Annotated in this window: 30 protein-coding genes; 14 read left to right on the forward strand and 16 right to left on the reverse strand. The window is 65.9% G+C overall.

Going from position 1 to position 25,385, the window contains the following annotated elements; genetic code table 11:
* Positions 1 to 42 precede the first annotated feature (42 nt).
* Positions 43 to 1,074, forward strand: coding sequence for an LLM class flavin-dependent oxidoreductase (locus ACX3O0_RS02400; protein ID WP_459090666.1), 1,032 nt, complete (start codon positions 43 to 45; stop codon positions 1,072 to 1,074).
* Here the strand turns inward: ACX3O0_RS02400 and ACX3O0_RS02405 are convergent.
* The 3 genes from ACX3O0_RS02405 to ACX3O0_RS02415 are packed head-to-tail and all read right to left on the reverse strand — an operon-like array spanning position 1,040 to position 2,784.
* The gene (locus ACX3O0_RS02405) at positions 1,040 to 1,657 is read right to left on the reverse strand and encodes a YdeI/OmpD-associated family protein (RefSeq protein WP_459090668.1); all 618 of its coding nucleotides are present in this window, start codon (positions 1,655 to 1,657) and stop codon (positions 1,040 to 1,042) included. The genes ACX3O0_RS02400 and ACX3O0_RS02405 overlap by 35 nt on opposite strands.
* Before the next feature lie 15 nt (positions 1,658 to 1,672).
* On the reverse strand, positions 1,673 to 2,041 hold the full coding sequence (locus ACX3O0_RS02410; protein ID WP_459106676.1) for a VOC family protein: 369 nt from the start codon (positions 2,039 to 2,041) through the stop codon (positions 1,673 to 1,675).
* A gap of 59 nt (positions 2,042 to 2,100) precedes the next feature.
* Entirely contained in the window at positions 2,101 to 2,784 is a 684-nt protein-coding gene (locus ACX3O0_RS02415) for a hypothetical protein (RefSeq protein ID WP_459090672.1), read from the reverse strand.
* A gap of 144 nt (positions 2,785 to 2,928) precedes the next feature.
* Between ACX3O0_RS02415 and ACX3O0_RS02420 the strand changes: the two genes are divergently transcribed.
* Positions 2,929 to 4,047 (forward strand): sensor histidine kinase, encoded by a 1,119-nt coding sequence (locus ACX3O0_RS02420; RefSeq protein WP_459106677.1) that lies wholly within the window; start codon positions 2,929 to 2,931, stop codon positions 4,045 to 4,047.
* Positions 4,044 to 4,697, forward strand: coding sequence for a response regulator (locus ACX3O0_RS02425; protein WP_459090676.1), 654 nt, complete (start codon positions 4,044 to 4,046; stop codon positions 4,695 to 4,697). Before ACX3O0_RS02420 ends, ACX3O0_RS02425 begins: the two co-directional genes overlap by 4 nt.
* 8 nt (positions 4,698 to 4,705) lie before the next feature.
* Here the strand turns inward: ACX3O0_RS02425 and ACX3O0_RS02430 are convergent, their stop codons facing one another.
* Positions 4,706 to 5,332, reverse strand: coding sequence for a TetR/AcrR family transcriptional regulator (locus ACX3O0_RS02430; protein WP_459106678.1), 627 nt, complete (start codon positions 5,330 to 5,332; stop codon positions 4,706 to 4,708).
* An 87-nt stretch (positions 5,333 to 5,419) separates the two neighbouring features.
* Between ACX3O0_RS02430 and ACX3O0_RS02435 the strand changes: the two genes are divergently transcribed.
* Both ACX3O0_RS02435 and ACX3O0_RS02440 read left to right on the forward strand, forming a co-directional pair.
* Positions 5,420 to 5,815 carry a VOC family protein gene (locus ACX3O0_RS02435; RefSeq protein ID WP_459106679.1) on the forward strand — a complete coding sequence of 132 codons (396 nt, stop codon included), beginning with the start codon at positions 5,420 to 5,422 and terminating at the stop codon, positions 5,813 to 5,815.
* 75 nt (positions 5,816 to 5,890) lie between these two features.
* On the forward strand, positions 5,891 to 6,073 hold the full coding sequence (locus tag ACX3O0_RS02440) for a PspC domain-containing protein (RefSeq protein WP_459090682.1): 183 nt from the start codon (positions 5,891 to 5,893) through the stop codon (positions 6,071 to 6,073).
* 13 nt (positions 6,074 to 6,086) lie between these two features.
* On the opposite strand, the gene ACX3O0_RS02445 is transcribed toward ACX3O0_RS02440, so the two are convergent.
* The 3 genes from ACX3O0_RS02445 to ACX3O0_RS02455 all read right to left on the reverse strand — a co-directional run bounded on the left by ACX3O0_RS02445 (position 6,087) and on the right by ACX3O0_RS02455 (position 8,208).
* Entirely contained in the window at positions 6,087 to 6,341 is a 255-nt protein-coding gene (locus ACX3O0_RS02445) for a hypothetical protein (protein ID WP_459106680.1), read from the reverse strand.
* 74 nt (positions 6,342 to 6,415) lie between these two features.
* Positions 6,416 to 7,192, reverse strand: coding sequence for an ABC transporter permease (locus tag ACX3O0_RS02450; protein ID WP_459106681.1), 777 nt, complete (start codon positions 7,190 to 7,192; stop codon positions 6,416 to 6,418).
* A complete protein-coding gene (locus ACX3O0_RS02455; RefSeq protein ID WP_459106682.1) occupies positions 7,189 to 8,208 on the reverse strand; it encodes an ABC transporter ATP-binding protein in 1,020 nt (339 codons plus the stop codon). The genes ACX3O0_RS02450 and ACX3O0_RS02455 overlap by 4 nt, the downstream gene beginning before the upstream one ends.
* Positions 8,209 to 8,270: 62 nt before the next feature.
* Here ACX3O0_RS02455 and ACX3O0_RS02460 point away from each other — a divergent pair, with 62 nt between their 5' ends.
* From ACX3O0_RS02460 to ACX3O0_RS02470, 3 genes are all read left to right on the forward strand, one after another.
* Complete coding sequence (locus tag ACX3O0_RS02460; protein ID WP_459106683.1) at positions 8,271 to 9,236, forward strand: helix-turn-helix transcriptional regulator; 966 nt, start codon at positions 8,271 to 8,273, stop codon at positions 9,234 to 9,236.
* 113 nt (positions 9,237 to 9,349) lie between these two features.
* Positions 9,350 to 10,663 (forward strand): MFS transporter, encoded by a 1,314-nt coding sequence (locus ACX3O0_RS02465; RefSeq protein WP_459108435.1) that lies wholly within the window; start codon positions 9,350 to 9,352, stop codon positions 10,661 to 10,663.
* A gap of 29 nt (positions 10,664 to 10,692) precedes the next feature.
* Positions 10,693 to 11,184: a YbaK/EbsC family protein gene (locus tag ACX3O0_RS02470; RefSeq protein WP_459106684.1), complete on the forward strand. Its 492-nt coding sequence runs from the start codon at positions 10,693 to 10,695 to the stop codon at positions 11,182 to 11,184.
* Here ACX3O0_RS02470 and ACX3O0_RS02475 read toward each other — a convergent pair.
* Positions 11,181 to 11,489, reverse strand: a complete 309-nt coding sequence (locus ACX3O0_RS02475) for a GNAT family N-acetyltransferase (RefSeq protein WP_459090696.1) — start codon at positions 11,487 to 11,489, stop codon at positions 11,181 to 11,183. The genes ACX3O0_RS02470 and ACX3O0_RS02475 overlap by 4 nt on opposite strands.
* Before the next feature lie 223 nt (positions 11,490 to 11,712).
* Here ACX3O0_RS02475 and ACX3O0_RS02480 point away from each other — a divergent pair, with 223 nt between their 5' ends.
* Positions 11,713 to 12,612, forward strand: a complete 900-nt coding sequence (locus ACX3O0_RS02480) for an ABC transporter substrate-binding protein (protein WP_459106685.1) — start codon at positions 11,713 to 11,715, stop codon at positions 12,610 to 12,612.
* A gap of 85 nt (positions 12,613 to 12,697) precedes the next feature.
* On the opposite strand, the gene ACX3O0_RS02485 is transcribed toward ACX3O0_RS02480, so the two are convergent.
* A complete protein-coding gene (locus ACX3O0_RS02485) occupies positions 12,698 to 14,362 on the reverse strand; it encodes a PucR family transcriptional regulator (protein WP_459106686.1) in 1,665 nt (554 codons plus the stop codon).
* A gap of 153 nt (positions 14,363 to 14,515) precedes the next feature.
* Between ACX3O0_RS02485 and ACX3O0_RS02490 the strand changes: the two genes are divergently transcribed.
* Both ACX3O0_RS02490 and ACX3O0_RS02495 read left to right on the forward strand, forming a co-directional pair.
* Positions 14,516 to 15,718 (forward strand): alpha-hydroxy acid oxidase, encoded by a 1,203-nt coding sequence (locus ACX3O0_RS02490; protein ID WP_459108436.1) that lies wholly within the window; start codon positions 14,516 to 14,518, stop codon positions 15,716 to 15,718.
* Positions 15,719 to 15,758: 40 nt separating this feature from the next.
* Positions 15,759 to 16,868, forward strand: coding sequence for an Rv2578c family radical SAM protein (locus ACX3O0_RS02495; protein WP_459106687.1), 1,110 nt, complete (start codon positions 15,759 to 15,761; stop codon positions 16,866 to 16,868).
* A gap of 37 nt (positions 16,869 to 16,905) precedes the next feature.
* On the opposite strand, the gene ACX3O0_RS02500 is transcribed toward ACX3O0_RS02495, so the two are convergent.
* Complete coding sequence (locus ACX3O0_RS02500) at positions 16,906 to 17,364, reverse strand: SRPBCC family protein (protein ID WP_459090704.1); 459 nt, start codon at positions 17,362 to 17,364, stop codon at positions 16,906 to 16,908.
* A gap of 192 nt (positions 17,365 to 17,556) precedes the next feature.
* Between ACX3O0_RS02500 and ACX3O0_RS02505 the strand changes: the two genes are divergently transcribed.
* Together ACX3O0_RS02505 and ACX3O0_RS02510 are read left to right on the forward strand one after the other, a co-directional pair.
* Complete coding sequence (locus tag ACX3O0_RS02505; protein ID WP_459108437.1) at positions 17,557 to 18,420, forward strand: DUF3097 domain-containing protein; 864 nt, start codon at positions 17,557 to 17,559, stop codon at positions 18,418 to 18,420.
* 9 nt (positions 18,421 to 18,429) lie between these two features.
* On the forward strand, positions 18,430 to 18,603 hold the full coding sequence (locus ACX3O0_RS02510) for a hypothetical protein (RefSeq protein ID WP_459090706.1): 174 nt from the start codon (positions 18,430 to 18,432) through the stop codon (positions 18,601 to 18,603).
* Here the strand turns inward: ACX3O0_RS02510 and glpK are convergent.
* The 6 genes from glpK to ACX3O0_RS02540 all read right to left on the reverse strand — a co-directional run bounded on the left by glpK (position 18,600) and on the right by ACX3O0_RS02540 (position 24,868).
* Positions 18,600 to 20,111: a glycerol kinase GlpK gene (gene glpK / locus ACX3O0_RS02515; RefSeq protein ID WP_459090708.1), complete on the reverse strand. Its 1,512-nt coding sequence runs from the start codon at positions 20,109 to 20,111 to the stop codon at positions 18,600 to 18,602. The two genes, ACX3O0_RS02510 and glpK, sit on opposite strands and share 4 nt — an antisense overlap.
* Before the next feature lie 5 nt (positions 20,112 to 20,116).
* Complete coding sequence (locus ACX3O0_RS02520) at positions 20,117 to 21,817, reverse strand: long-chain-fatty-acid--CoA ligase (protein ID WP_459106688.1); 1,701 nt, start codon at positions 21,815 to 21,817, stop codon at positions 20,117 to 20,119.
* 26 nt (positions 21,818 to 21,843) lie between these two features.
* A complete protein-coding gene (locus tag ACX3O0_RS02525; RefSeq protein WP_459090712.1) occupies positions 21,844 to 22,308 on the reverse strand; it encodes a Dps family protein in 465 nt (154 codons plus the stop codon).
* Positions 22,309 to 22,353: 45 nt separating this feature from the next.
* Positions 22,354 to 23,373: a cell division protein ZapE gene (gene zapE, locus ACX3O0_RS02530; RefSeq protein ID WP_459106689.1), complete on the reverse strand. Its 1,020-nt coding sequence runs from the start codon at positions 23,371 to 23,373 to the stop codon at positions 22,354 to 22,356.
* A 10-nt stretch (positions 23,374 to 23,383) separates the two neighbouring features.
* Positions 23,384 to 24,472: a serine/threonine-protein kinase gene (locus ACX3O0_RS02535; RefSeq protein ID WP_459106690.1), complete on the reverse strand. Its 1,089-nt coding sequence runs from the start codon at positions 24,470 to 24,472 to the stop codon at positions 23,384 to 23,386.
* Between the two features lie 126 nt (positions 24,473 to 24,598).
* The gene (locus ACX3O0_RS02540) at positions 24,599 to 24,868 is read right to left on the reverse strand and encodes a DUF7218 family protein (protein ID WP_459091450.1); all 270 of its coding nucleotides are present in this window, start codon (positions 24,866 to 24,868) and stop codon (positions 24,599 to 24,601) included.
* Positions 24,869 to 25,092: 224 nt separating this feature from the next.
* Between ACX3O0_RS02540 and ACX3O0_RS02545 the strand changes: the two genes are divergently transcribed.
* Entirely contained in the window at positions 25,093 to 25,314 is a 222-nt protein-coding gene (locus tag ACX3O0_RS02545; protein WP_459090718.1) for a hypothetical protein, read from the forward strand.
* Positions 25,315 to 25,385: the final 71 nt, after the last annotated feature.

Below are 25,385 nucleotides of genomic sequence, written 5' to 3' on the forward strand. Positions count from 1 at the left end.
CTAGATGCAAACGCATTGAGTTGAACGGATGGAAGGCCGGGCATGGCACACCTCGAACTGGGACTCGACACCTTCGGCGACGTGACCGTCGACGCCGAGGGCAAGAAGATCTCGCACGCGCAATCAATCCGCAACATCGTTGACCAGGCGATTCTCGCCGACCAGCTCGGTGTGGACTTCATCGGAGTCGGCGAACATCACCGCGACGATTTCGCGGTGTCGGCTCCCGAAGTCGTGCTGGCCGCGATCGCCAGCCGCACCGAGCGCATCCGCTTGGGCTCAGCCGTCACCGTGCTGAGCTCTGACGACCCGGTGCGCGTGTTCGAACGGTTCTCGACGGTTGACGCCGTTTCCAACGGCCGCGCAGAGGTCATCATCGGTCGGGGCTCGTTCACCGAGTCCTTCCCGCTCTTCGGATTCGAACTGAGCGACTACCAGCAGCTGTTCGAAGAGAAGATCGAGCTGTTCAGTGAACTACTGAAGGGCGAGCCGGTCACCTGGACTGGCAAACTGCGTGCCGGTCTCACCGACCAGTCCGTATATCCGCCGATCGAAAACGGCAGCCTCAAGACCTGGGTCGGAGTCGGCGGCAGCCCGGAGTCGGTGGTGCGCGCTGCCCATTTCGGCCTCCCGCTCATGCTCGCCATCATCGGCGGCGACCCACTGCGATTCGCGCCGTACGTCGACCTCTACAAGCGGGCGCTCGGCCAGTTCGGGCGTGACCTGCTGCCCATCGGCGCCCACTCGCCCGGCCACATTGCCGCGACGGATGAGCAGGCGAAAGAGGAGTTGTGGCCGCACTTCAAGGCGAATCGCGATCGCATCGGGGCTGAGCGCGGATGGGGACCGATGTCCCGCGAGGAATACGAGAACGAGGCAACCAACGGTGCCCTCTTCGTCGGGTCACCCGCTACTGTCGCCGCCAAGATCGTGCGCGCGGCGCAAGGGCTCGGGCTCGACCGCTTCGACCTGAAGTACTCCAACGGCACCATGCCGCACGAGCAGCTGATGTCGTCCATCGAGCTCTACGGCCGCGAGGTCATTCCGCTGGTTCGCGAGCAGCTCGCCCGGTAGCCGGCGTCGGCGGGTACACGGTCTCTCCTCGCTCCAGCATGGCGACGAAGCCGGCGATCTTCTTCGCCCTGGTCTCGGCACGTTTCACGCTGTTGGTGCGGAAAATGATCGCAAAGCGGTTCTGGCTGTTCAGGGTCAGGAAGAAGGCGGATGCGGCCGGGCTCGCATCGATGGCGGCCTGCAGGTCATCCGGAACAGCATCGCCCTGGCCGTAGGCGGCGTCCCAGCGGCCGTCCGCCTTCGCCGCGTCGACCTGCGCGAGTCCGGCAGGCTGCATCCGCCCCTCTGAAACCAGGCGGGCCACGTACTCGCGATTCCGTTTCGACCAGACACTTCGCGGCTTGCGGGGAGTGAACGACTGGATGAAGAAGTCGTCATCGAGTGAGCTCGTCTGGCCGTCGATCCAGCCGAAGCAGAGCGCTTCGTCCAGGGCTTGGGCGTAGGAGATCCCGGGGAGGGCAGACGACTTCTTGACCAGTTGCAGTCGAACGCCGACCGAGTCCTGGCCCGCGTTCGCCAGCCAATCACGCCACTCCGCCGGCGTCTGGCAATAGAGCAGGGGCTTGTCGTTGTGGGCTACCACGGTACTGGCCTCTCGTCATTTGGCCGGTAGCTCTTGGAGCGCCCAGCCGTTGCCGTCCGGGTCGCTGAAGAATACGAATCGACCCCACGGGAACTCTTCCACTTCTCCCGCCGCGACGCCCTGTGACAATAGCTGCTCGCGCGCCGAATCTGCACTCGCAACCACCACCTGGATGCCTTGCTGGGTGCCGGGCGACATGGTGGTCATGTTGGTGTCGAGAACGATCGAGCAGGCCGAACCGGGGGGAGTGAGTTGCACGAAACGCAGGTTCTCGTCGACCGTTATGTCGTGGTCTGCGTTGAAGCCGAGCTTGCCGACATAGAAGTCCTTCGCCCGGTCGATGTCGGTGACCGGCACTGCGAGCAATTCGATTTTCCAGTCCATGATGGTTCTCCTTGTCTCTGTACCTTCACGGTACGGAGCGATGCGGACTGGATGTGTCCTCAATGGGAGACTGCTGGTTCGCTCGGTGAGACCTCGGAGAAAGCCTGTTCACGGGAGATCTGGAGCCCCGCGATACCGAAAGCGAACATGATCGGAAGGGCCGCGCTGCCCATAGACGTGACCTGGAGGATGCCGACCGCGAGCGGCAACTGCAGCGCGAGCAGCCAGGCGGTCGCGCGCGGGTGGAACCCCTTGAACAGAAGGGTGATCCCGAGAATCGTCGTGCCGAGGAGGATCACCAGGAAGCTGGGAATCGTCAAAGCGAAGGACACGTCGCCGATCAGGTTGTACGAGGTCCATTGCCCGAAGTATTGCCCGAAGGTCGCTACGGTGCCAACGGCGTAACCGGCGAGCACGATCCGCCACATGACCTTCTCGAAGCCGCGCGGGTGCCGGCGACGGTACACGACGACGGCGCACAGCGTGAACGCGATGAACGCGAACACCCAGATCTTGCCGTAGGTCAGGTATACCGTGTCGGCGGGGGCCCAGGTGAGCAACGGTGCCAATGCTGAAGACAGCGGCTCCGACCAGGCACTGATCAGCGGCGACTCCAGGTCTTCCTGGCCGTCCGCCGTGGCGTGACGGGCCAACGAATGCAACTGCCCGACCACGAGCCCGACCCACGCCATTATCCAGGCGGACCGGCCGATCGCCTTCTGTGCGTTCCGTGATGCAAACATCAGATTCCTCTCGTCGGACCGCCCACCACGGTCGGTGCCACTCACGCTAGGGAAGCGGCGGCCAGGAGTCGTCCACTCCACGGTCGAACACGTCTCCACCCCAGGGTTGACTCCCCTCCGTAGCGAAGGCAGTAGCCTCAAGCAATGACGAGGGCCGGCCTGCTGCGTGACGCTGCGCTCCCGGCTGCGATAGCCGTGCTCGGTGCGCTCGAGCTCGCCTACCTGAGAACGGATGGCTGGGCCTTCGGCATTGCGCTCGAAGTGGCTGCCTGCGTGCTGCTGGTGTGGCGGCTCAGCCACCCACTCGTCGCGTGCACTCTGGCCGCCGTGCTGGTGCTGCTGATGCCCTGGGTCGGGCCACAATTGAACGACCCGGCCACCCCCGTGATCATCGCAGCGGTCGTCGGCTACTCGCTGGCCCGAAGAGTGCGCGACTTGCGCGGCCTGATCGGCATCGGCGTGATGGCGTTGATGCTGGTGGTCGACTACGGCCTGGTCGACTCCCGGGAGCATGGCCCGTCCGATGCGATCTTCATCGCGGCACTCCTGCTGCCGCCTTATATTCTCGGTCGTCTCACGCGAAGGCTGGCGGACCAGGCCGAGCAACTGAAGCGCCAGCAGGAGCTGATCCGTGACGAGGCGGTGCGGGCCGAACGGGCCCGGATCGCCCGCGAGTTGCACGATGTGATCGCCCATTCGGTGAGCGCGATGGTGGTGCAGACGGCGGCGGCCCAGGACCTGGTGCACAGTGAGCCCGACCGGGCGGGCATCCTGCTTCAGGATGTCGCGGACACCGGCCGACGCGCGCTTTCGGAGACCGGCCGGCTGTTGCACGTGATCCGTGACGAAGCCGACGAGCTCGGGCTGGAACCGGCTCCCAGCCTGTCCAGACTCCCGGAACTGGTGGAACGCTTCCGCGACAACGGGCTGGCAATCGAGTGGGAGCTCGATGGCCCGATTCGCGACCTCCCCGCCGGCGTCGACCTGTCCGGCTACCGCATCGTGCAGGAGGCGTTGACCAACGCGTTGAAGTACGCGGCCGACCAGAAGGCCCGGCTGCGGGTGACGAGCACGCCGACTGTCCTCCGCATCCGCTCCTCGAACCTGGGAGGCGAGGGCTCCATCGGCGGCAGCGGATTGGGCCTGGTCGGCATGGCCGAGCGGGTGTCCCTGTTCGGTGGAACACTCAGCCACGGTGTGACAGGCGACGGACGGTTCGAACTCGACGCGACCCTCCGACTGTCGATTGGCGAGGAGACATGACCAGCGTGGTGATCGCCGACGATCAGGAACTGATTCGTTCCGGTCTCGCGCTGGTCTTGCAGACTCGCGGTTGCGAGGTGGTCGGGCAGGCATCCGACGGGCGTGAAGCGGTCGACGTGGTGCGCCGCACCCGACCAGATGTGGTGCTGATGGACATCCGGATGCCCGTTCTCGACGGCATCGCGGCGACCCGCGAGCTGACCGCGAGTGGCGATACCGCACGGGTGCTCGTGCTCACCACCTATGACCTCGACCGCTACGTCTACGGCGCCCTGGAGGCGGGGGCCGCCGGGTTCCTGCTCAAGGCGACGCCTCCCGACCGGCTCGTGGCCGGTATCGAGACGGTGGCGGCGGGAGAATCCCTGCTCGCCCCATCGCTGACCAGGCGCCTGATCGAGGAGCACGTACGTCGCCCGGCGCCGGTCGACGGCGTGCCGACGACGTTGAGCGGATTGACCGAACGCGAACTCGAAGTGTTCGAGCTGATTGCGCAGGGGCTCTCCAACGGGGAGATCGCTGCGGCCCTGGTGGTGGCGGAGGCCACCGTGAAAACCCACCTGAATCGCATCCTGGCCAAGCTCGGGCTTCGTTCGCGGGTGCAGGTCGTGGTGCTCGCCTACGAGAGCGGCCTGGTTCGTCCCGGCCGGTGACCCGGGTACTACAGGCCGCGGTCGACCATGTCCAGAAGGCGCTCGGTGGCGTGGGTCACCATGGCGTCGGTGAAGCCCCGCAGGGGTCCGTCGATCACCAGCATGCCGAGCCCGTGGACGGACGACCAGGCGTGCAGTTCCGCGTTCTCGCGGCGTTCGACGGGAAGCACGCCCGCCTCAACCAGTCGATCGAGGGCGTCAGCCAGGATCTGGAACGGCGTGCGTCCGTGTTTGCCCGCCTTGTCCGGGGTCGTCGCCTCGGTCAAGTCGTGCGGAACGGTGAACGCGGCGCGGAACAACCCCGGCTGCTCCCGCGCGAACGCCAGGTAGCCGGCGCCTGCCGCGCGAAGGTACCGGCGGGCATCCGCCTGGTCATCGCCGGTCAGGGGTGCGGATGCGATCGCCTCCTCCATGCGGTCTGCCGCCATCCCCTGCGCTGCAGCGGAAACCGCGTCGAGCAGGCCCTGCCGGTCGGCGAAGTGCCGGTAGGCCGCGTTCGGCGAGACCGAGCTTCGTCGGGTCGCCTCCCGCAGCACGACCGCGTCAGGGCCGCCCTCCCGCGCCATCTCGATGGCGGCATAGATGAGCGCCTCGCGGAGGCCTCCGTGATGGTAATGGTCCCGACTACCTGACAATGACAACTCCCCTCTGGACAGCATCCAATCATCGTGTCATTGTGGACAGCGTACACATGGAGGCAAGACTACAGAGAGAAGCACCCCGTGTTCACGACAACAAACGCTTTCAGCTCGTTCTCGGTGGACGACCTGGATGCGGCCAGGCAGTTTTACGGCGAGACCCTCGGACTGAAGGTGACCGACAGCGAGATGGGCACCATCGACCTCACGCTCGGCAACGGCGCCAGAGTGTTCGTCTACCCCAAACCGAACCACGAACCGGCGAGTTTCACCGTGCTCAACTTCGATGTCGACGACATCGACAAGGCGGTCGACGAGCTCAACGGGCGAGGTGTGACGACCAAGATCTACGCGGACGATGAGATACCCGACATGCCGAACGACGCCAAGGGCATCACGCGTGACGAGGAGAACTCGATGGCGATCGCGTGGTTCAAGGACCCGGCCGGCAACGTGCTCGCCGTGATGAAGACCAGCTGAGCCATCCGCACCCTGAATCGGAAATCGGGGGATACCCCGATTGCGATGACGGATGCGCCGTAGCAGGCTCGGAGCATGAACCTTTCACGACCCAGGACCGGCCGCGTCATCGCGGGCGTCTGCGCCGCAGTGGCACGCCGTTTCGGATGGAGCGTCACGGTGGTGCGGTTGCTGACCGTGCTCAGCATCCTGATCCCCGGCCCGCAGGTGATTATCTACATCGTGTTGTGGATCCTGATCCCTCAGGACCCCGCCTAGTCCCTCAGGACGCTCAGCGCGACGAATCGTCCCGGCGGATGGCGTCGAAGTCGATGTCGTCCGGGTCCACGTCGACGTCGCCTGAATCATCCGGCCCGCCGGTGCCCGGCAGCACCTTCACCTCGGCGTCATCGACCTCCGGGTCGGCTGTCGCCGGGCTGTCGGCCGGGTGCTTCTGACGCTCGCGCGTCTCGGTGTCGCTGGCCGGGCTGTAGGTGGTGTCCCGCTCGATGGATTCGTCTTCGCTGGGGTGCTCTTTCATGGACATGCCGCGAAGGTACGCCCGCCACCCGTGAAATGGCAGGGTTCACGGGTGGCGGTTGCAGCTTCGGTTTTCAGGCGCTAGTTACTGCGCTTGATCGAGCGGATGCCCACCGCCAGTCCGATGGCGGCCAGCCCGATGGCGGCGACGAACCCCCAGACCACGTCGATCGACCCGAGGTCGCCGGCGAACAGCGCCCGCTCTGCGGACACCACATAGGTGATTGGGTTGAGGGAGGCAGCAACCTGAATCCACTGCGGTCCGTCCTCGAGGGGGAGCAGCATGCCCGAGAGGATGAGCAGCGGAAAAATGGTGGCCTGCTGCACTGCCCAGAACATCCAGTCGCGGTTGCGGCTGGCCAGGGCCAGCGCGTAGCTGAGCGCACCGAAGCCCATGCCGAACAGTGCGATCAGGATGAGTCCGACCAGCATTCCCAGCGGGTGGACCGAGAATCCGAACGGGATGGTTGCCAGCGCGATCACCGCAGCCTGCACCATGATCGGCGCCATCTCCTTGAGCGCCCGCCCGATCAGCAGGGAAGAGCGGGAGATCGGCGCGACCAGGGTGCGTTCATGCGACCCGGTCTGCATCTCCATGAGCAGGTTCGACCCGGTCACGCCGGTGCCGAACAGCGCGATCATGACCAGGATGCCCGGCACGAACCATTGCAGCACTTCGCTGGCCGGCGCATCGGATCCGCCGATCAGCAACGGCCCGAACAGCCCGAGGAAGACCAGCGGTTGCAGCAGGCTGAAGATCAGGGAGAACGGGTCGCGCACGACCGGGCGCAGTTCACGCACGAGCACGTTGCGCGAGTCGCGGATGACGCTGGGTCGCGTGGTTGTTGTGGTGGTCATGCTGGCACCTCTTCTGTGAGCTGGGACTGGATGTGGGTCGAGTTGTCTCGGCCGCTGTCGTCCCGCAGGCTGCGTCCGGTGAGGGCGAGGAACACGTCATCGAGCGTCGGTTGCCTGAGCGCTGCCGTGGCCGCCGCCCGGCCGTCCGCGTCGAGAGCCCGAAGCAGGCTGGGCAGAAGCGCGTCGCCGTGGTCCACCGTGAGCTCGAGCTTGTTGCCGCTGTGGGTGACGGATGCGCCCGCAACACGGCTGGTCCCCTCGATGGCTGCCGCAGCATCCGCTTCGCTGGCGAAGCCGAGGGTGATCACGTCGCCGGCGAGCGTCGTCTTCAGCGCGGACGCGGTGTCGTCGGCGATGACGCGGCCGTGGTCCATCACCATGACCCGCTCGGCAAACCGGTCGGCCTCATCCAGGTAATGAGTGGTGACGAAGATGGTGGTGCCGTGGGTGCGGCGCAACTGGAGGATGTGCTGCCACAGGTTCTCGCGGCTCTGCGGGTCCAGCCCGGTGGACGGCTCGTCGAGAAAGAGAAGCTCGGGGGAGTGCAGCAACCCGAGCGCAATGTCGAGGCGGCGTTTCTGGCCGCCGCTGAGGCTGAGCACGCCTCTCTTGGCGAGTGGGGCAAGGTCGAGGGATTCGAGCAACTCGTCGGTGCGCTTGCGGGTCTCCGCCCGGCCCATCCCGTAGAAGGCGCCCTGGCTGATCATCTCGTCGCGCACCCGCTGGTAGTGGCTGGCGCTGTTGCCCTGGCCGATGTAGCCGATGCGGCGGCGCACCTCATCCGGTGCGGTGCGCACGTCGTGGCCGGCGACCGTTGCGGTGCCGGAGGTGGGTGGAAGCAGGGTCGTGAGCATGCGGACGCTGGTGGACTTGCCGGCGCCGTTCGGTCCGAGGAAAGCCACCAGTTCGCCGCGTTGCACGTCGAGGTCCAGGTCGCTGACGGCTTCGACGAGTTCCCGCTTGACGGTGAACTTCTTCGACAGGCCGCGTGCGGTGATGATGTTGTCGTTTGTCATGGGCGACAGGTTATTCGGCGATGAGGACAGCATCTGTCCTCAACGCGAGGAGAATATGCAACATGTCCGACACCACCACAACCTCCCGGGTGCTCGCGTTGCTGAACCTGTTGCAGACGCACCGGCACTGGTCGGGAACCGAGCTGGCCGCCAGGCTGGGCGTCACCTCCCGAACATTGAGGCGCGATGTCGATCGCCTGCGAGAACTGGGCTACCGAGTCGGGTCGGCGCCGGGGTCGGGTGGTGGGTACCAGCTGGAAGCCGGCGCGGCGCTCCCGCCCCTGTTGCTCACCGACGATGAGGCGGTCACAATGGCGATCGGGCTCCGCGTCGCCGCGACGCAGGGGTTGACCGATGGCCGGCTGACGACCCTCACGGCGCTGGCGAAACTGGAGCAGGTGCTGCCGTCCGCGCTCCGCTCGCGGGTGAACGCGCTGGCCGCCCACGTACAGCCGATGGTTCCCGACCAGCCGGCCGTCTCGCCGGAAGTCCTCGGCCAGCTGGCCCTCGCCTGCCGGGACCGCGATCGCATCCGCTTCCACTACACGGCCGGTTCCGGCGAGGAGAGTGACCGGCTGGTTGAGCCGCATTCGCTGGTCGCCTCGCAGCGGTACTGGTTCCTGGTCTGCTGGGACCTCCACCGCGACGATTGGCGCACGTTCCGGGTCGACCGCCTGGCCCGGTTCTTCAACACGCGCGTGCGCTTCGAGCCCAGGGAGCTGCCGGCAGCGGATGCCGCGGAGTTCGTGGCCGTCGCCGTGGCATCCGTCAGGCAGCCCTTGGAAGCCGATGTCGTCATGCGGCTGCCGATCGAGCAGATGACCGGCTGCTTCGGCCCATGGACGAGGGGTGCCGAGCCCGTCGACGAGCACCGCACCCGCTGGCCGATCGGCGGCCGCACGCCGCAGGAACTCATCGCCGCCCTGGCGTGGATTCCGGAGGATGTCGAGTACGAACTGATCGCAGGCGACACCACGCGGGCCTTCGTCGCAGAAGCGGCGAAGCGGATGCTTAATGCCTCCGCCTGATGTTACGATTGCCCGTCCGTGTTGACGCTGTACACATCGGTGGACGGCTTCACTAGCGGCTTCACCAAGAAGTGGGAAAACTCGTGCAAGACCAGCAACAACCCAGCGCCGCCATGCGCAGCCAGAGAGTACCGCGTGCGGTGCGACCGTTCCTCCAGCGGCAGTATCGCCTGCTGGTCGGAGCCCTGTCGTTCTCGCTGTTCGGCGGAGGAGTGTGGCTGGTAGCCGTCGTCTTCCAGGTGATCCGCCTCGACGGAGGGCCGACCGAGCTGTCTTTCGTCGCGCTCGCGGCCAGCCTGGGCCTGGTCGGAGCCGTGCTGATCGGCGGCGTCGTGGCCGACCGCGTCCCGCAGCGCAACGTGATGCTGGTCGTCGAGGCGGTGAAGGCGGTGAGCATCGGCGCCGCGGCGACACTCGCCATGCTGGGCGTGGTGCAGGTGTGGCACCTGGCCGTCGTCGCATTGGTCCTCGGCATCGTCGACGGGTTCTTCTACCCGGCGTACTCCGCCCTGCTCCCGTCGATCCTCCCGGCCGACGACCTGCTGGCCGCGAACGGCGTCGAGGGCGTTCTCCGCCCGGCCGTCATGCAGGCGGCGGGTCCCGCCGCTGCCAGCCTGGCCATCGGCTTTCACTCTCCAGCGCTGGCTTTCGTGGTTGTCGCCATCGCCAGCGCCTGCGCCGTCGTGTGGCTCGCCGTCATGAAACCGACCCCGGTGCGCCGGGAGCCGGATGCCGAGAAGCAGCATCCGCTTCGGGTGCTGTTCACCGACCTCCGCGGCGGATTCCTCTACATGGTGGGAACCCCGTGGCTGCTGGGAAGTCTGCTGTTCGCGTGCCTGCTCATCCTGGTGATCATGGGGCCGATCGAGGTGTTGCTGCCCTTCGCGGTCACCAACCAGACCGGGGGAGGAGCCGGAGCGTTCGCGCTCGCCCTGGCGGCATTCGGTGTCGGCGGGGCCGTCGGCTCGATGGCGGTGGCATCGCTGCCGCTACCGCGTCGCTACCTGACGATCATGCTTCTCGCCTGGGGAGCCGGGTCCATTCCGCTCGCCATCATCGGATTCACCTCCCTGCTCTGGGTAATGGTGATCGCCTTGTTCATCGTCGGTTTCACCTTCTCGGCTGGAAGCGTGATCTGGGGGACGCTGCTGCAACGCCGAGTACCACCGGCGTTGCTCGGCCGGGTATCCAGCCTCGACTTCTTCGTCTCTCTCGCCCTGATGCCGGTCTCGATGGCGCTGGCCGGGCCGGTCGGTGAAGGCGTGGGGATTCCGATCACCTTCGCGGTGGCCGGACTGGTACCGGTCGTGCTGGCGGTGCTCGCGATCGTCATCTTCCGCATGCCGCAGGACGAACTCGATCACCCGCTCGACCCCGAGATCGAGCCGGGGCCGCCGGCGCAGCCCGGAGCGCCGTTCACCGGATAGCCGCTACGTCCGTTCACTAGGATTCGGGCATGGTGAATACAGAGCATCCTGCTGTCCTCCGTGTGCGCGGTGCGCTCGCCGATCACGGGCTGGCGCCGCAGATCCGCTGGTTCGATGATGCGGCCACGACCGCGCAGGCTGCGGCGGATGCACTCGGTATCGAGGTCGGGGCGATCGCGAATTCGCTGATCTTCGCGCTCGATGGTGAGGCCGTGCTGGTGCTGACCTCGGGTGCGCATCGAGTGGACACGGAGTGGCTCGGACAGAAACTCGGCGGAACGCTCGGGAGGGCGTCCAAGGAGCTGGTGAAGGAGGCAACCGGTCAAGTCATCGGGGGAGTCGCACCGGTCGGGCACCCCGCGCCGCTGAGGACGCTGGTGGATGTGGCACTCGCAGACCATCCGGTTGTCTGGGCGGCCGCCGGGCACGCCCACACAGTCTTTCCGACCACCTTCGAGGAGTTGCTGCGGGTCACCGGCGGCGAGGCGACGGCGGTGACCTCCCCTGACGGTCCCCGCTAAACCTTGCTGTCCAGTACGTGCGGCGGGTCGACGATGTCGTCGTAGTCGCGGTGCTTGATGACGAAGGCGGAGAACATCGGGCACAGGGCGACCGCCCGCAGGCCGCTTGCCCGAACGTCCTCGAGGGCGAATCGCACCATCTTGGTGGCGAGCCCCTCTCCGGTGTGGGCCTCATCGACCTTCGTGTGCAGGAAGACCCGTCGATCCCCGTCGTCCCGGTAGTTGACGTGCCCGATGAGTTCGCCGCCGCTCCGCAACTCGTAGTGGTGGATGTCCGGAACGTGTTCGATGACGGGTTCGCTCATGATTCCATTCTTACCGCTTCCGGCTGAGCGCCAACAGGTGGGCGTCACCTTGGTAGATGGTCACAAGGCCACTCGCCTAGGCTCGTTTCGATCTCCATAGAGTGCGAGGGGTATGCCTACCTAGGCTCAGGCGTGCTGCACCCATTCACGTACTTCAACGACGAACCAGTGATCGCTGGCGACGGCTGGAGTCCGACCGACAAACATTGACGAAGGATGACAAATGCGCGCTCGATACACGCTTCCGGCACTCGTTGCCGTGGCAGCCCTCATGCTGACCGGCTGCGTGGACAACTCGGATCCGGATGCCGCAGGGCCGAGGGACGACTCCACCGCCGGCGAACTTGCTGTGGACGAGGCTGCGGCAGCCCTGTTGCCTGCCGAGGTCGCGGAGTCCGGCATCCTGCGCATCGGCACCAGCCCGAACTATGCGCCGAACGAGTACAAGGACGACGCCGGGGAGCCGATCGGCTGGGGCATCGAAATGGTGGATGCGATCGCAGCCAAGCTCGGCCTCAACGCGGAGATCTCGATTGCGAAATTCGACAACATCATCCCCCGGATCGTCGGCGGCCAGCTCGACTTGGGCGAATCGTCATTCACTGACAACGCCGAGCGTGAGAAGCAGGTCGACTTCGTCAATTACTACACCGCGGGAATCCAATGGGCATCTGCCCTCGGCAACGATGTCGATCCGAACAACGCCTGCGGGCTGAAGGTTGCGGTGCAGGCAACTACGTACCAGCACACGGTCGAGCTGCCGGCGAAGAGCGCCGCGTGCGTCGCGGCAGGCAACGAGGCGATCATCCTGATGCCGTATGACACGCAGGACACCGCAGCCAACGCGGTGGCCGTCGGCCAGGCGGATGCGTTCAGCGCCGACTCACCCGTCACCCTCTATGCGATCTCCCGGCTGAAGGACAAGCTTCAGGTCGCCGGTGAGACCTTCGAGGTGTCCCCATACGGCTTCGCCGTTCAAAAGGACTCCGGAATGGCAGAAGCGGTTCAGGCAGCCTTGCAGTCGATGGTCGATGACGGCTCGTATCTCGAGCTGCTGAAAGCCTGGGGCGTCGAGTCTGGCGGACTGGAATCCATCACGATCAACGCGGCCACGAAGGGCTAGCGAGCAACCAATCGGGGCGGCGTGGCGCATGGATATCTCCTGAGCCACGCCGTTCTGCTGTTCGTGCGGGCTCCACCAGCCGCCGTCACACGTGACGAGCAGACAGCTGGAGCCACACCAATAGACGGGTCTCCGGGTCTTCCAATCGAACCCCGAACAGCGGCTCGACCCTGGAGAGTCGATACCGCACCGTGTTGGCATGCAGTCCCAGTCGTGCCGCGGTTTCGATGGCATTGGAGTTGCAGTCGAGGTAGGTGCGAACGGTGAGCTCGAACGCCGTCTTACGCCGGGAATCATGTGCAGCGATCCTGGTGGCGAAGTCGCCGGGGAGCTGGCCGGCTTCGGTTAATACTCCAACAAGCTGGCGGAGCTGCAGCCGGGGGCCCAGGGACTCACGATCTGCCACGATCTCATCGGAATCGCCGCGCACGCGTCCGTCCTCGACGTCGCGCAGGAGCATCGCGAGCACAGATTCTGACGCGAGGCGCGACTTCGCGGCCGAGACGACAGGAACCACATCGCCAAAGCCCGCCACAATCGGCCTGGAGGTGAGGCGCCTGGTGTGGTGTGCGATTCGGAGAACTGCTTCACGCTGGAACGCCGACGACGATGCCGCACTCTGGGGAAGCACGATGTAGACCACGTTGTCGGCGATGCCGCAGATGGCTGTCGGCAGCCACACCGCGCAGGCGGTGCGCACCGTGTCGAAGAGCATCATGCTGGAGCGCAGCATTTCCGGAGCGTTGGCCGCCTGTCCGCCAGCGGCCAGGGCGACGACCTGGAGGACATCCGCGGAGATCCCCAGCTGCACCCCCGCGAGCTCTGCGCGGTCGGGCTCGAAGAGCAGCGGCTTGACCAATTCGATCTGTCGCATTCGCCCGGCATCGTGATTGTTCCGCCGATGCAGCAGGTGGAGAGCAGCAACGTTGGCCGCCTCGATCAATATCCGATTGGTGTCGTCACCGCGCACGGCATCGGCGTCGATCAGCCAGAGGGACCCCAGCACGACACTTCCCGCGCGGATGGCAACGGCTGAGCGGGTGAGGGAGTCCTTGACCGGCGCGACGCTGACAACGCTGTGCGACGCGTGCACGCGCCGATAGTCCTGGTCATTCTGGTCGGTGTGCGGCACGTGCAGCTGCAGGATGGACCGTCGGCGCGTTTCATCGATCGGCTGATCCGCCAGCGTTGAATACGCCAGCACGGTCTGGTCAGGGTCGGCAATGGCGACAGCGCCACCGGCCAGTGAAGCAACAGCGTTGGCCAGTTCGAACAGATCGCCAGGTCGGATGTCCACGAGCGAGGGGGCATCGCCCTGGGGCAGGACGCCAGCCTGGAAGACCTCCATGAGCTGATCCCAGGGCACGGCGTCGGAGGCCCTGAACAGGGCGAGACCGGCCGTGCGAGCTCCGCTGCGAAGCTGATCGTCCGGCTCGCCATGGGGCTTGTACACGAGTGCGGCATATCCGGCCGACTTGAGCGCTGCCAGCTGAGCTTCCACCTGACCGCCGCTGGTGGCCAGGCCGATGCCGAGGGCAATTGCTCCGGGAAACGGCGATGGTGGTGCAGAGGGGTCGTAGATCGCAGATCCGGAGACGACGTGTTCGTCACCGGATGGCGTTTCCACCAGGCTGGCGATTTCAGCTCCGATCGAGCGTGCTACCTCGGCAAGAGTCGGCAACCGACCGCTTCCGCCGGCCGCTTCGACATCCGCCGGGTCAATGTCGCCGGAAACAGCTTGGTAGCTCATAACAGTCGTTCCGCCGCCATTTCGTCAGGTTCTCCATAGTGTGTGCCTGATGGTGATTCTAGGCTGACGAGCAGCGCGCCACGTCAAGCGCATCAGAACCGCGAAGGGGCCCACGTGAAGCTGAGCGATGTCAGGCAACTTGTCCAGGTGAGGATGCCTGTGGTGTCGAGACGGCGTCGGGTGCTGCGAGATTCGTACAACGTGGCCGAATTTCGTCATGCAGCCTCGCGAGTTCTTCCGCGGGGTATCTTCGACTACCTGGAAGGCGGCTCGGAAGACGAAGCGACCCTGCGCCACAACCGCACGGTGTTCGACCGGTGGGGGCTCATGCCCTCCTGGGGGCCGGTGGACGGTCCGGACACCACGGCGAGCCTGCTCGGTCGACACGCAGCCCTGCCCATCACGCTTACGCCGACCGGAGCCACTCGTCTGTTCCACCCGGACGGCGAGTTGGCGGTAGCGCAGGCTGCCGACGCCGCTGGACTGCCGTACGCATTGGCCGGGCTCAGCACGGTGTCGATGGAGCGGATTGCCGAAGGCTTCCCGCGGCTCGACCGATGGTTCAACGTCAGCCTGTCGCCGGACAAGGGGGCGCTGCGCGCCAAGCTGGAGCGGTGCAGTGCGGCCGGCTATCGCGCGATCATTGTCACGGTCGACACGCGTGCGCTGGGATCCAGGGAGCGCGACCGGCGCAACGGCTTCACCGCACCTCCCGCTTTGACGCTCTCCTCGTTGATGGGCATTGCCGTGCGCCCAGGCTGGTGGCTGAACTTCCTGCGGGCCGAAGGCATCCGCTTTCCCAACCTCGAGCCGGCCGATGCCACCGGGGTGATGGTGACGCCGTCCATGTGGGAGCAGATTCTCGGCCACTCCGAGTCCACTCAGGGCTGGGACGACATTGAGCAACTGCGCGCGGACTGGCCAGGCAAGATCATCCTGAAGGGCACTGTCAACCCCGACGACGTTGCCAGGGCAGCCAGTCTCGGCATCGACGCCGTGCAGCTGAGCAATCATGGTGGCCGTCAGCTTGACCACATGCTGAGCCCCATGGATGTCATTCAGGAGTCGCGGCAGCTGGTCGGTGACCAGCTCGAGCTCTACGCAGACTCCGGATTCCGGCGGGGGAGTGACATTCTCAAGGCAATCGCGCTCGGAGCCGATGCGGTTTCGATTGGGCGGCCGTACCTCTACGGGCTGGCAGCGGCAGGGACGGCCGGCGTCAGTCAGGTGATCGACATCCTCGCCGACGAGTTGAGGCGTGCGATGACGCTGGTCGGGGTGTCATCCGTTGCCGAATTGAAGGCGCGCGGGCCCGCTCTCGTCCGCGAATTGACTGAGGCGAATGGTTTGAGATAGAGACGCTTGCGCAGAATTCGAAACTATGTTCGAATAGAGCATGCGATGGAGTGCCCAGCAACTGGACGGCGAACAGGCGGATGCCCTGCCAGGGTTGGCGAGGCTGAACAACCTGGTGCGCACGGTGCGAACACCTGAGTTCGACGGGGTCACCTTCTACGAGGTGCTGGCCAAGAGCGCGCTCAACAAGGTGCCGACCGCCAGCCATATGCCGTTCGGCTGGACGATCAACCCGATGCGCGGCTGCCTGCACCAGTGCACGTATTGCTTCGCCCGTCCGACGCACAATTATCTGGACCTCGACGCGGGTCGCGACTTCGATACCCAGATCATCGTCAAGGTGAACGTGGGTGACGTGCTGGCCAAAGAACTCAGCAAGCCGAGCTGGGGGCATGACCCGGTCGCGCTCGGAACCAATACCGACCCGTACCAGCGTGCCGAGGGCCGTTACCGGTTGATGCCCGGCATCATCGCGGCGCTGGCCGGCTCAGGAACCCCGCTGTCCATCCTTACCAAGGGCACCCTGCTTCGCCGCGACATCCCGCTCCTGGCCGAGGCGAGTGAGCACGTTCCGGTCGACCTCGCGATGTCGATCGCCATCTACGACGACGACCTGCAGCAGTCAGTCGAGCCGGGAACGCCGACCGCGAAGGCGCGGCTGGCCACCGTGACGGCTGTGCGCGAAGCCGGCCTCGACTGCTCGGTGTTCCTCATGCCGATCCTGCCGTTCCTCACCGACTCGCGAGACCACCTCGACCGGGCGATGAAGCAGGTGAAGGATGCCGGCGGCACCTCAGTCGTGTACTCCGCGCTCCACCTGCGGCCGGGAACCAAGGAGTGGTTCATGGAGTGGCTGGGGCGCGAGCATCCGGAACTGGTCCAGAAGTACCGGCAACTGTACTCGCGAGGTGCCTACGCGCCGAAGGAATACCGCAGCTGGCTGGCCGCGAAGGTGAAGCCGCTCATCCGGCGCTACGGGTTGGAGCGAGGGCGCGAAGACCCGGCAACGGGCGGCGTCCGCTCCAGTGCCCTCGGTCGCACTGGGGCATGGGACGGGATGCGCGGCCCGAACGGTGAGCGCTCCATCATTGCCGAAGAGCTGCCTCCGGCGCTTGCCGCCCGGGCCATGCCCCAGCCCACGCTGTTCTAGCCGCGGTGTTCCAAGCCTGCACGTAGCCGCTCAGCGATTATTCGCGGGGGACCTCACCGCGCCAGGCGCCCGTTTCTCCACCGGAACTTTCGATGAATTCCTTGAAGTTCTTCAGGTCGGCCTTGATCGCCCTGTCGTCAACGCCGAGCGCGGCGCCGACCTTCTCGGGCAGCCCCTCCGGTTCCCAGTCGAGCTGAACGGTCACGCGCGTCGTCGAGTCGTTCAGCTTGTGAAAGGTGACCACCCCGGCATGGTTCTCCTCGCCGGCGATACTGTTCCAGGCGACACGCTCATCCGGCAACTGCTCGGTGATCTCGGCATCGAACTCCCGCTCGACGCCGCCGATCTTCACCTTCCAGTGGGTGAGGGTGTCACCGATCTGGTCGATCTTCTCCACGTAGCTGAGGAAGTGCGGGAAGGACTCGAACTGCGTCCACTGGTTGTACGCGGTGGTGACTGGTACGTCCACGTCGATAGATTCCATCACCTGGGCCATAGTCATTCTCCTTCGGTCGGATGCACCCGTCCGTTGCACACAGTCGAGTGCGCTCACGGGTCGTGCACTGGGCCTGCCACGGTAACCGCGTTGCCGGAAAAGTCCATCCGAATCTGCTGGGTATTGCCGAACTTGCCGGCCCAGCGTGTTTGCGCGGGTCGCGCTCATCGAAGCGGTTAGCCTTCACGGGTGATGGAAGACCGCTACGGAACGGATGTGCTCGCCGGCTTCTCCAGGCAGCGTGGTCCCAGCGAACTGCCTCGCGCGGAGGCGGTGAAGGGTCTCGTGATCGAGGAGTCGGAGTCAGGCTTCTGCGGGGCTGTCGTGCGGCTGGAGGGGCGGCTCGTCGAGCTGGAGGACTATTTCGGGAAGGTGCGCACGTTTCCCCTCGGTCGGGGGTTCCTGCTGGAGGGTAAGCCGGTCGAGCTGGTTGTGCCGGAGTCGACGCCGACCGGCGCGGGGCGTTCCGCATCCGGTTCCTTTGCCGTGACGAATCACCAGGCACGTGTCGCACGCGCGAGCCGCATCTTCGTCGAGGGGCGGCACGACGCTGAGCTGGTCGAGAAGGTGTGGGGTCACGATCTCAGGGTCGAGGGCGTCGTGGTCGAGTACCTGGAGGGTGTCGACGACCTGGCGGCCATCATCGCCGAGTTCGCCCCACGACCTGGGCGACGCGTTGGGGTGCTGGTCGACCACCTGGTCGCCGGTTCGAAGGAGAGCCGTATTGCCGACGCTGTGGCGAAAAGCCCGTTCGGACGCCAGGTGCTGGTGGTCGGGCATCCGTTCATCGACGTGTGGCAGGCGGTCAAGCCGTCGCGGCTCGGGCTCGATGTCTGGCCGACCATTCCTCGTGGGATCGACTGGAAGCACGGTATTTGCGAGGCGCTCGGCTGGCCGCACAGTGATCAGGCGGATGTCGCCAGGGCCTGGCAGCGCATCCTCGGCACGGTACGCACCTACGCCGACCTCGAGCCGGTGTTGCTCGGTCGGGTGGAGGAGCTCATCGATTTCGTGACACAGGAAGAGCTGACCGAATTCGGTGAGGAAACCGGCTAAAGTCGAAGCATGCAGATCGTCGTGTGGTTCTTCTCGTTCGTCATCTTCGTCGTCGGACTGCTGATGATGGGCTACTCGTTCGAGATGCAGGGGCTCGAGCTGGTCATGTTCCTCGGTGGCATCCTGGTGATCTCGCTCGCGGTGGCCATCCCCGCTCACGTTCTGAAGTGGATCGAGCGCTAGCGCACGTCCTCATCGACCCAGTCGAGGGTCTTCGTCACGGCCTTGTCCCAGCTCCGGTTGAGTCGACCTCGTTCGGCTTCCTCCATCTGCGGCTCCCAGCGGTGGTCTTCCTTCCAGTTCGCGCGCAACTCGTCGAGGCTCTTCCAGAAGCCGACGGCCAGCCCGGCTGCGTAGGCCGCGCCGAGCGCCGTCGTCTCGCCAACCACCGGCCGCACCACTGGCAGACCTAAGATGTCGGCCTGGAACTGCAGCATGGTGTCGTTCGCGGTGGCGCCGCCGTCCACCCGCAGCTCGGTCAGCGGAACCTCGGCATCCGCGTTGACGGCGTCGAGCACCTCACGGGTTTGGAACGCGATCGCCTCCAGGGCGGCACGGGCGATGTGCCCCTTGTTCACGAAACGGGTCAGGCCGACCAGCGCACCGCGAGCATCCGGTCGCCAATGCGGGGCGTAGAGGCCGGAGAATGCCGGCACCAGGTAGGCGCCGCCATTGTCGTCGACGGTGTTCGCCAATGCCTCGATCTCGTCGGCTGAACCGATGAGTCCGAGGTTGTCGCGGAGCCACTGCACGAGCGACCCGGTGACCGCAATCGATCCTTCGAGCGCGTAATGCGTCTCGCCGTCACCCAGTTTGTAGGCGACCGTGCTGAGCAGGCCATTCCTGCTGGAGACGATCTCGGTGCCCGTGTTGACGATCAGGAAGTTGCCGGTTCCGTAGGTGTTCTTCGCGTCGCCCTTGTCGAAGGCCGCCTGACCGAAAGTGGCAGCCTGCTGGTCGCCGAGGATGCCGGCCACCGGAACCTCCCGCAGCAGGCTGGATCCGTGGGCCGTGCCGTACACCTCGGAGGATGACCGCACCTCCGGCAGCATCGAAACCGGCACCCCGAACGTGCCGAGAATCTGCTCGTCCCATTCGAGGGTGCGCAGGTCGAGGAAGAGCGTGCGGCTGGCATTCGTGACGTCGGTGGCGTGCACGCCGCCATCCGTCCCCCCGGTCAGGTTCCAGAGCACCCAGGTGTCGGTCGTTCCGAAGAGCAGCTCTCCGGCTTCCGCCCGTTCGCGGGCACCGTCGACGTTCTCCAGGATCCAGACGATCTTGGTGCCGGCGAAGTAGGTGCTGAGCGGCAGCCCGGTCGTCTCCTTGAACCGCTCGGTGCCCCCATCCGCCGCCAGCCGGTCGACAATCGGCTGCGTGCGGGTGTCCTGCCAGACGATGGCGTTGTAGACCGGCTTGCCGGTGTTCTTGTCCCAGACGACGGTCGTCTCGCGCTGGTTGGTGATGCCGATCGCCGCTATGTCATGCCTTGTCAGGCTCGCCTTGGACAGCGCCTGCCCGATCACCTCGCGAACGTTGCCCCAGATCTCCATCGGGTCGTGCTCGACCCAACCGGCGCGGGGAAGCAGCTGCGCGTGTTCCTTCTGCCCGACGCTGACCACCGTGCCCGCCGCGTCGAAGATGATGGCCCGAGAGCTGGTGGTGCCCTGGTCGATCGCGATGATGTAGCGCATGGCGCCTATTGTGTCAGCAGGTTGTCGCGCACCACCCGGCGCAGGGTCTTCCCGATCAGTGACTTGGGCAGTTCGTCGACAGCGACGACGCGCCGCGGCACCTTGTAGGCGGTGAGCGATTCGCGAAGGTACGAGCGGATGCCTTCAGCGTCCAGCTCCGCTCCCGGCCGCAGCACCACGGCGGCCACGACGTCCTCACCGCTGTGCTCGCTGGGCAGTCCAACGACGGCGGCATCGTCGACGTCCGGATGGGTGCGCAGGGCTTCCTCCACCTCACTCGGCGACACGTTGAAGCCGCCGGTGATGATCAGTTCCTTGATGCGGTCGACGATGCGCACGAAACCGTCCGGGTCGATCGTGACAATGTCGCCGGTGCGGAACCACGGTGCACCCCCGGCGGGGTCGGCGACGAAGACTGCCGCCGTCTCATCCGGTTTCATCCAGTACCCGCTCATCACCTGCGGGCCGCGGACTATCAACTCACCCTCGTCGCCATCCGGGCGGTCAACCATCGGGTTCTCCGGGTCGACGACACGCGCCTCGGTGTTCGGCAACGGCAGTCCGACGGTGCCGGCGCGCCGGGTGGTCGCCACCGGGTTCGCCATCAGCACCGGAGCGGTTTCAGACAGGCCGTAGCCCTCCACCAGGTAGCCACCGGTCTCGGCTTCCCACGGCTCGACGAGCGCGGCGGTGAGCGGCATCGCACCGGAGATGGCGATCTGGATACCGGCCAGCGACACGCCCTTCGCCTTGGCGGCGGCCATCAGCTTCTCGTAGATCGGCGGAACGGCTGGCAGGAAGGTGGGCGGATGCTTGCGCACGGCTTTCAGCACCAGGTCCGGGTCGAACTTGGGGAACAGCACCAGGCGCGCCCCCATGCTCATCGCGAACGTGAGGCAGAGGGTCAGGCCGTAGGCGTGGAACATCGGCAGCACGGCGTAGACGACGGCCGTGCCGCGCTCGATGGCAGGCACCCACGCCCTGGCCTGCGCCGCGTTGACGCCCAGGTTCAGGTGGCTGAGCATGGCACCCTTCGGGTGGCCGGTGGTGCCGCTGGTGTACTGGATGACCGCAACATCCTCGGCCGACGGTCTCGGAGCATCCGCCGCAATCGCTTCGGCCTTCGTGAGGGTGTTCCACTTCACCGTGCCGCTCACCCGCGTGGTCAGGTTGCCGCGCGCCTCGCGCGCCTTCGCGACCGGCAGGCGCAGCATCGCCCGGGTCACGGCCGGCATGGCGTGGGTGACGTCGACCGACACAATGGTGCGCACCGCGACATCCGCTGGAAAGTCCTGGAGCGTTGCGACGACCTTGTTCCAGGCGATGGCAACCTTCGCGCCATGGTCTTCGAACTGGTGACGCAACTCGCGCGGGGTATAGAGCGGGTTGTGCTCGACGACGATCGCGCCGAGACGCAGCACCGCGTAGAACGCGACGATGTGCTGCGGGCAGTTCGGCAGGATGATGGCGACCGGGTCGCCCTTCTTCACCCCGAGCGCCCTCAGGCCCTCAGCAGCCCGGGCAACCTGGTCGCCGAGTTCCGCGTACGTCATTGTCTTGCCGAAGAACTCGAGGGCAACGTTCTTCGGGTAGTCCGCAACCGACCCCTCGACGATGTCCAGGAGCGAGCCGCTGGGCAATTCGATGTCGTGCGGAACTGACGGCGCGTAGCTCTTCAGCCAGGGGCGGGGGGTCTCGATGCTCACCGAACAACCCTAGCCGCCGAGAATTCTCAGGCGCTGCGCTTGCGCGGCTTCTGCTTCTCCGCACCCACCATCCAGGAGTACTGCTCGATCTTCTCGATGACGACGTGCAGGATGTCGGCCGTCGTCGGGTCGGCCTCGTCGACCGGGTCGTGCACTCGGCGGCAGGTTTCCGCCACGGCGTCTAGACGTTCGACAATCAGGTCGGTGACGTGGCTGGTGTCCACCTGGTCGGCGGGGAACTTCGGCAGCGAACTCGTCTTTGTCACCGTCTCCGACCGTCCATCGGGCAGTACCTCGAGCGCGCGCATCCGCTCGGCCACCTGGTCGGAGAGGGTTCGTGCGACCTCGATGATCTCATCGAGTTGCAGGTGCATGTCGCGGAAGTTCGTTCCGACCACGTTCCAGTGCGCCTGCTTGCCCTGGATGCCCAGCTCTATCAGGTCGACCAGCACGGCCTGCATGTTGTTTGCGAGTTCCTTGTTCGCCTTCATGGGTGATACTCCTTTTCGGTCACCGCGGAGTGTAGGCACGCGTGCTCAGGGTTGCGTGTGAATCGCTTCCGAGCCTTGCAGCATGGCAAGGCGGCTGGCGGTGCGGTCGCTGTCGAGCGGCAGCCGGGTACCACCGAAAACGGCGTCTAGTGAGTGCTCGCTCAGCACGTGGAGTATTGCACCCTGATCGCACAACACGTCGATGAGGTTCCCGAACCGCTTCGCCGCCTGCGGGCTGGCGTCGGCCAGGCGCGGCACGCCTTCGAGCACCCAGGTGTCGTAGTCGGCTGCCCATCCCAGGTAGTCGGCGACGGCCGAGTCACGCTCACAGAGTTCGGCGAAGGTGAACCACAGTTGTCGGCCGCTCGCCCGGCGAGCGGCGAACCGGTGACCGCCGCCGGTCAACCGCTGACGTTCGGATGCCACAGGCAGGGTCAGGCCCACGGCGCCCAGCTGGTCGACGCTGCCGGGATGAAGCCAGCTTCCTGCGGCGAACCCGGTCTTCGCCGCGCCCGCACCGTGGCGGCGGTAGTCGTGGGAGCCACCGAATTGCACCACCTGGAGGTTCTCCTCGATGAGGCGGATCCCCCGCTCGAACACGTGATGGAACGGGCCGGGCAGCAAGGCATGTGGGCGGTAGTTGGAGGTTGCGAGCAGCGTCACATTGCTCGCCAGCACGTCGTCCAGCACTCGCAGCACGAGGGCCGCGTCGCCGGAGTCGTGCACGTGGAACTCGTCGAAGTAGAGCAGGTCGATGCCTTCCAGCAGCGCGGCGACAGCGCGATCGACTGCGTTCCCGGCCGCCGAAGGATCCTGCAGGCGCTGGTTCCACACGTCTCGTTGGAGGCGATGCATGAAGCCGTGGAAGTGAACCCGACGCTTCCCGCTCACCGGGAGCTGCTCGAAGAACTGGTCGCAGAGCCAGGTCTTGCCGCGCCCCACTGCGCCATGCAGGTAGACCCCGGGAGGAGCGTCGCCGCCGAGGATCGCTTCACCGAGCCGATCCAGGTGGTCGACGACGCGCTGCTGGTCAGCATCGAGCGGGCAGGACGGGTGGAGCGGCACCCCGCCCAGTCTAGGGAACCACCACGGGGCCTCCAACCGTTGGTGGAGCGCCCCCTTCGCGTACTCTCGCCGTCGCCTCGTAGTGGAACTCCCCGGTCGAAAGCAGCGAGTATGACTCGGTGAGGATCGTCATGAAGGCGTCGACCTCATAGCGGCCGCCGCTCACCTGAATGCCATCCTCGATGAAGTTGGACTCCGGCATGCACCCGGTCATCCCCAGGTCGTCCGGCTGCACGACGACGAGGCACACGGATTCAGGATCTTCGCTCCGGGTGAGGTAGAGCTTTACCTGCGCGACCAGGTCAGGAAGTGCCCGAAAGTTCTCCAGCGGCATGCTGGTCGGGAAGGTGGCGGGCGGGCGGTCGGCTTCGCCCTGGGGCCGTTCCAGGATCGCCAGCGGATCCGTTATGTTCCCCGTCGTACCCAAGGTCACGATCTCCGTCTTGATCCTGGGCGCCGAGGTCTGCGCGGGCGATGCTTCGCCATCCGCCCCCGCATTCAATTCAGAAAGCGTCGGCAGGAGCAGGATGATGCTGAGGATGCCCATGCCGGCCAGGGCGGGAAGCAGGATCCTCTGACGCGGAACTGTCCCGGCCGGGGTAGGAGCTTCGGGCGGAACCAGGTCCACCCGCTCGCCAACGCTGTGGTCGATCGTCGTCCTGACTGCGGTGGTTCGCGCCGGTACTGCTGCGGACGGCGGCTCGCGCGTCGCGATGGCGACCGGGGCGGCAGCCATCCCGACGGTGCGCAACGCATCTCTGAGGTGCTGGGCATCTTCGGAAAGCAGCCGCTGCTCCTGGCGCAGCCGGTGCTCGCTTTCCCGAAGTCTTGCGTTCTCCCCGGTTTCCGGGTCGACGACTTCGATCAGCGGGGAGTCGGTCGCAGCGCGGGAGAACACCGCCCGCTGCAGTTCCGGAAGGCCGGTCGCCGGGTCGGCTACCCCTCGCGGAGAGCTGGTGAGCGGATGCGCCGCCCACCACAACGCGTCCAGCAGGTCGTGACGGCCGATGTAAGCAGCCTGCAGGGCAGCCTCGAACTCCGGGTCGCTCTCCGCGCGTTCGAGCGCGCGCGCGGCCTCGGTATCGGGTGGCCTGGTCATCAGCAGGCCCGCCCAGTAGTAACAAGGAATGGAGTAGCGGAGTACTCGGCGTGGCCCACCTGTCGAGCGTGCCGTGCCCCCATGCGACTGTCAAGCGGGGCGCACCGCCAGTTCCGGTGGCTGCTCTCAGCTGTTGCGCAGTGCCTTGATGAGCTCATGCTTCCGCTTCCTGGAGTAGCCGGTGAGGCCGATCTCCTTCGCCTTGCCCTTGAGCTCCGGGACGGTCCAGTCATCGTAGTCACCGGCCTTGCCGCCCTTCCTCCCGACAGCCGACCGGCCTCTCGCCGCGGCCGCGTTGGAGATGCGCGCTGCCTTCTGCTTGCTCGCGCCGTCATCCCGCAACTCCTCATACAGTTCCGGGTCCTTCAGCGGCGAGTTCTTGCCCTTCGGCGACATGATCAGAGTCCCTTCCCTCCAGTGACCGGAAGTGCGATGTGCCGTTGTGGGGTCTTCACTACGGTCGTTCATGCCGCAGAGGCTACGCCGGAGGGGCGAAAAATACTCTCAGTTACCTCCCACTTGTAAGCCCCCCTGTTTGGGGGTAGCTTTCGGGTAACGTCCGGATCGGGCCGGGCGAGCAATAACCTTCGGTCCAGGCCAGGGTGGTGGAGGAGGCAGGCATGACCGACATCGCGAATGCGATTCCGGCAACGGAAACTCGCAGGTCAGATTTGGTCTGGACCGAGGTTGGGCCCGGCTTGTGGGTCGCCAAGTGCGGCTCCGATTTCGCCGGGCTGATCGAGAAGCTGTGGGGCGCGGGCTATCGGGCAACTGACTGCGCGGGTCGGGTGGTCGGCGAGTTCGCCAGCCTGTCCAGCGCGCAGCGTCACGTGCTTGCGTAGGTACAGCCTCGCGTAGCTTCAGCCTTGCGTAGCTTCAGCCTCGCGTAGCTGCGGCCTCGCCTGGCTTCGAT

The organism is Homoserinimonas sp. A447 (assembly GCF_054489325.1).

What these genes read in the sequence shown, in the direction of transcription:
- glpK (WP_459090708.1), bottom strand. Translation starts at nt 20,111, where the DNA reads ATGCGCTACATCATCGCGATCGACCAGGGCACCACCAGCTCTCGGGCC.
- ACX3O0_RS02465 (WP_459108435.1), top strand. Translation starts at nt 9,350, where the DNA reads ATGCGCAGCCAGAGAGTACCGCGTGCGGTGCGACCGTTCCTCCAGCGG.
- ACX3O0_RS02425 (WP_459090676.1), top strand. Translation starts at nt 4,044, where the DNA reads ATGACCAGCGTGGTGATCGCCGACGATCAGGAACTGATTCGTTCCGGT.
- ACX3O0_RS02420 (WP_459106677.1), top strand. Translation starts at nt 2,929, where the DNA reads ATGACGAGGGCCGGCCTGCTGCGTGACGCTGCGCTCCCGGCTGCGATA.
- ACX3O0_RS02540 (WP_459091450.1), bottom strand. Translation starts at nt 24,868, where the DNA reads ATGTCGCCGAAGGGCAAGAACTCGCCGCTGAAGGACCCGGAACTGTAT.
- ACX3O0_RS02455 (WP_459106682.1), bottom strand. Translation starts at nt 8,208, where the DNA reads ATGACAAACGACAACATCATCACCGCACGCGGCCTGTCGAAGAAGTTC.
- ACX3O0_RS02505 (WP_459108437.1), top strand. Translation starts at nt 17,557, where the DNA reads ATGGAAGACCGCTACGGAACGGATGTGCTCGCCGGCTTCTCCAGGCAG.
- ACX3O0_RS02460 (WP_459106683.1), top strand. Translation starts at nt 8,271, where the DNA reads ATGTCCGACACCACCACAACCTCCCGGGTGCTCGCGTTGCTGAACCTG.
- ACX3O0_RS02495 (WP_459106687.1), top strand. Translation starts at nt 15,759, where the DNA reads ATGCGATGGAGTGCCCAGCAACTGGACGGCGAACAGGCGGATGCCCTG.
- ACX3O0_RS02445 (WP_459106680.1), bottom strand. Translation starts at nt 6,341, where the DNA reads ATGTCCATGAAAGAGCACCCCAGCGAAGACGAATCCATCGAGCGGGAC.
- ACX3O0_RS02535 (WP_459106690.1), bottom strand. Translation starts at nt 24,472, where the DNA reads ATGACCAGGCCACCCGATACCGAGGCCGCGCGCGCGCTCGAACGCGCG.
- ACX3O0_RS02500 (WP_459090704.1), bottom strand. Translation starts at nt 17,364, where the DNA reads ATGGCCCAGGTGATGGAATCTATCGACGTGGACGTACCAGTCACCACC.
- ACX3O0_RS02490 (WP_459108436.1), top strand. Translation starts at nt 14,516, where the DNA reads ATGCCTGTGGTGTCGAGACGGCGTCGGGTGCTGCGAGATTCGTACAAC.
- ACX3O0_RS02485 (WP_459106686.1), bottom strand. Translation starts at nt 14,362, where the DNA reads ATGAGCTACCAAGCTGTTTCCGGCGACATTGACCCGGCGGATGTCGAA.
- ACX3O0_RS02480 (WP_459106685.1), top strand. Translation starts at nt 11,713, where the DNA reads ATGCGCGCTCGATACACGCTTCCGGCACTCGTTGCCGTGGCAGCCCTC.
- ACX3O0_RS02510 (WP_459090706.1), top strand. Translation starts at nt 18,430, where the DNA reads ATGCAGATCGTCGTGTGGTTCTTCTCGTTCGTCATCTTCGTCGTCGGA.
- ACX3O0_RS02410 (WP_459106676.1), bottom strand. Translation starts at nt 2,041, where the DNA reads ATGGACTGGAAAATCGAATTGCTCGCAGTGCCGGTCACCGACATCGAC.
- ACX3O0_RS02545 (WP_459090718.1), top strand. Translation starts at nt 25,093, where the DNA reads ATGACCGACATCGCGAATGCGATTCCGGCAACGGAAACTCGCAGGTCA.
- ACX3O0_RS02440 (WP_459090682.1), top strand. Translation starts at nt 5,891, where the DNA reads ATGAACCTTTCACGACCCAGGACCGGCCGCGTCATCGCGGGCGTCTGC.
- ACX3O0_RS02470 (WP_459106684.1), top strand. Translation starts at nt 10,693, where the DNA reads ATGGTGAATACAGAGCATCCTGCTGTCCTCCGTGTGCGCGGTGCGCTC.
- ACX3O0_RS02525 (WP_459090712.1), bottom strand. Translation starts at nt 22,308, where the DNA reads ATGAAGGCGAACAAGGAACTCGCAAACAACATGCAGGCCGTGCTGGTC.
- ACX3O0_RS02450 (WP_459106681.1), bottom strand. Translation starts at nt 7,192, where the DNA reads ATGACCACCACAACAACCACGCGACCCAGCGTCATCCGCGACTCGCGC.
- ACX3O0_RS02415 (WP_459090672.1), bottom strand. Translation starts at nt 2,784, where the DNA reads ATGTTTGCATCACGGAACGCACAGAAGGCGATCGGCCGGTCCGCCTGG.
- ACX3O0_RS02475 (WP_459090696.1), bottom strand. Translation starts at nt 11,489, where the DNA reads ATGAGCGAACCCGTCATCGAACACGTTCCGGACATCCACCACTACGAG.
- ACX3O0_RS02400 (WP_459090666.1), top strand. Translation starts at nt 43, where the DNA reads ATGGCACACCTCGAACTGGGACTCGACACCTTCGGCGACGTGACCGTC.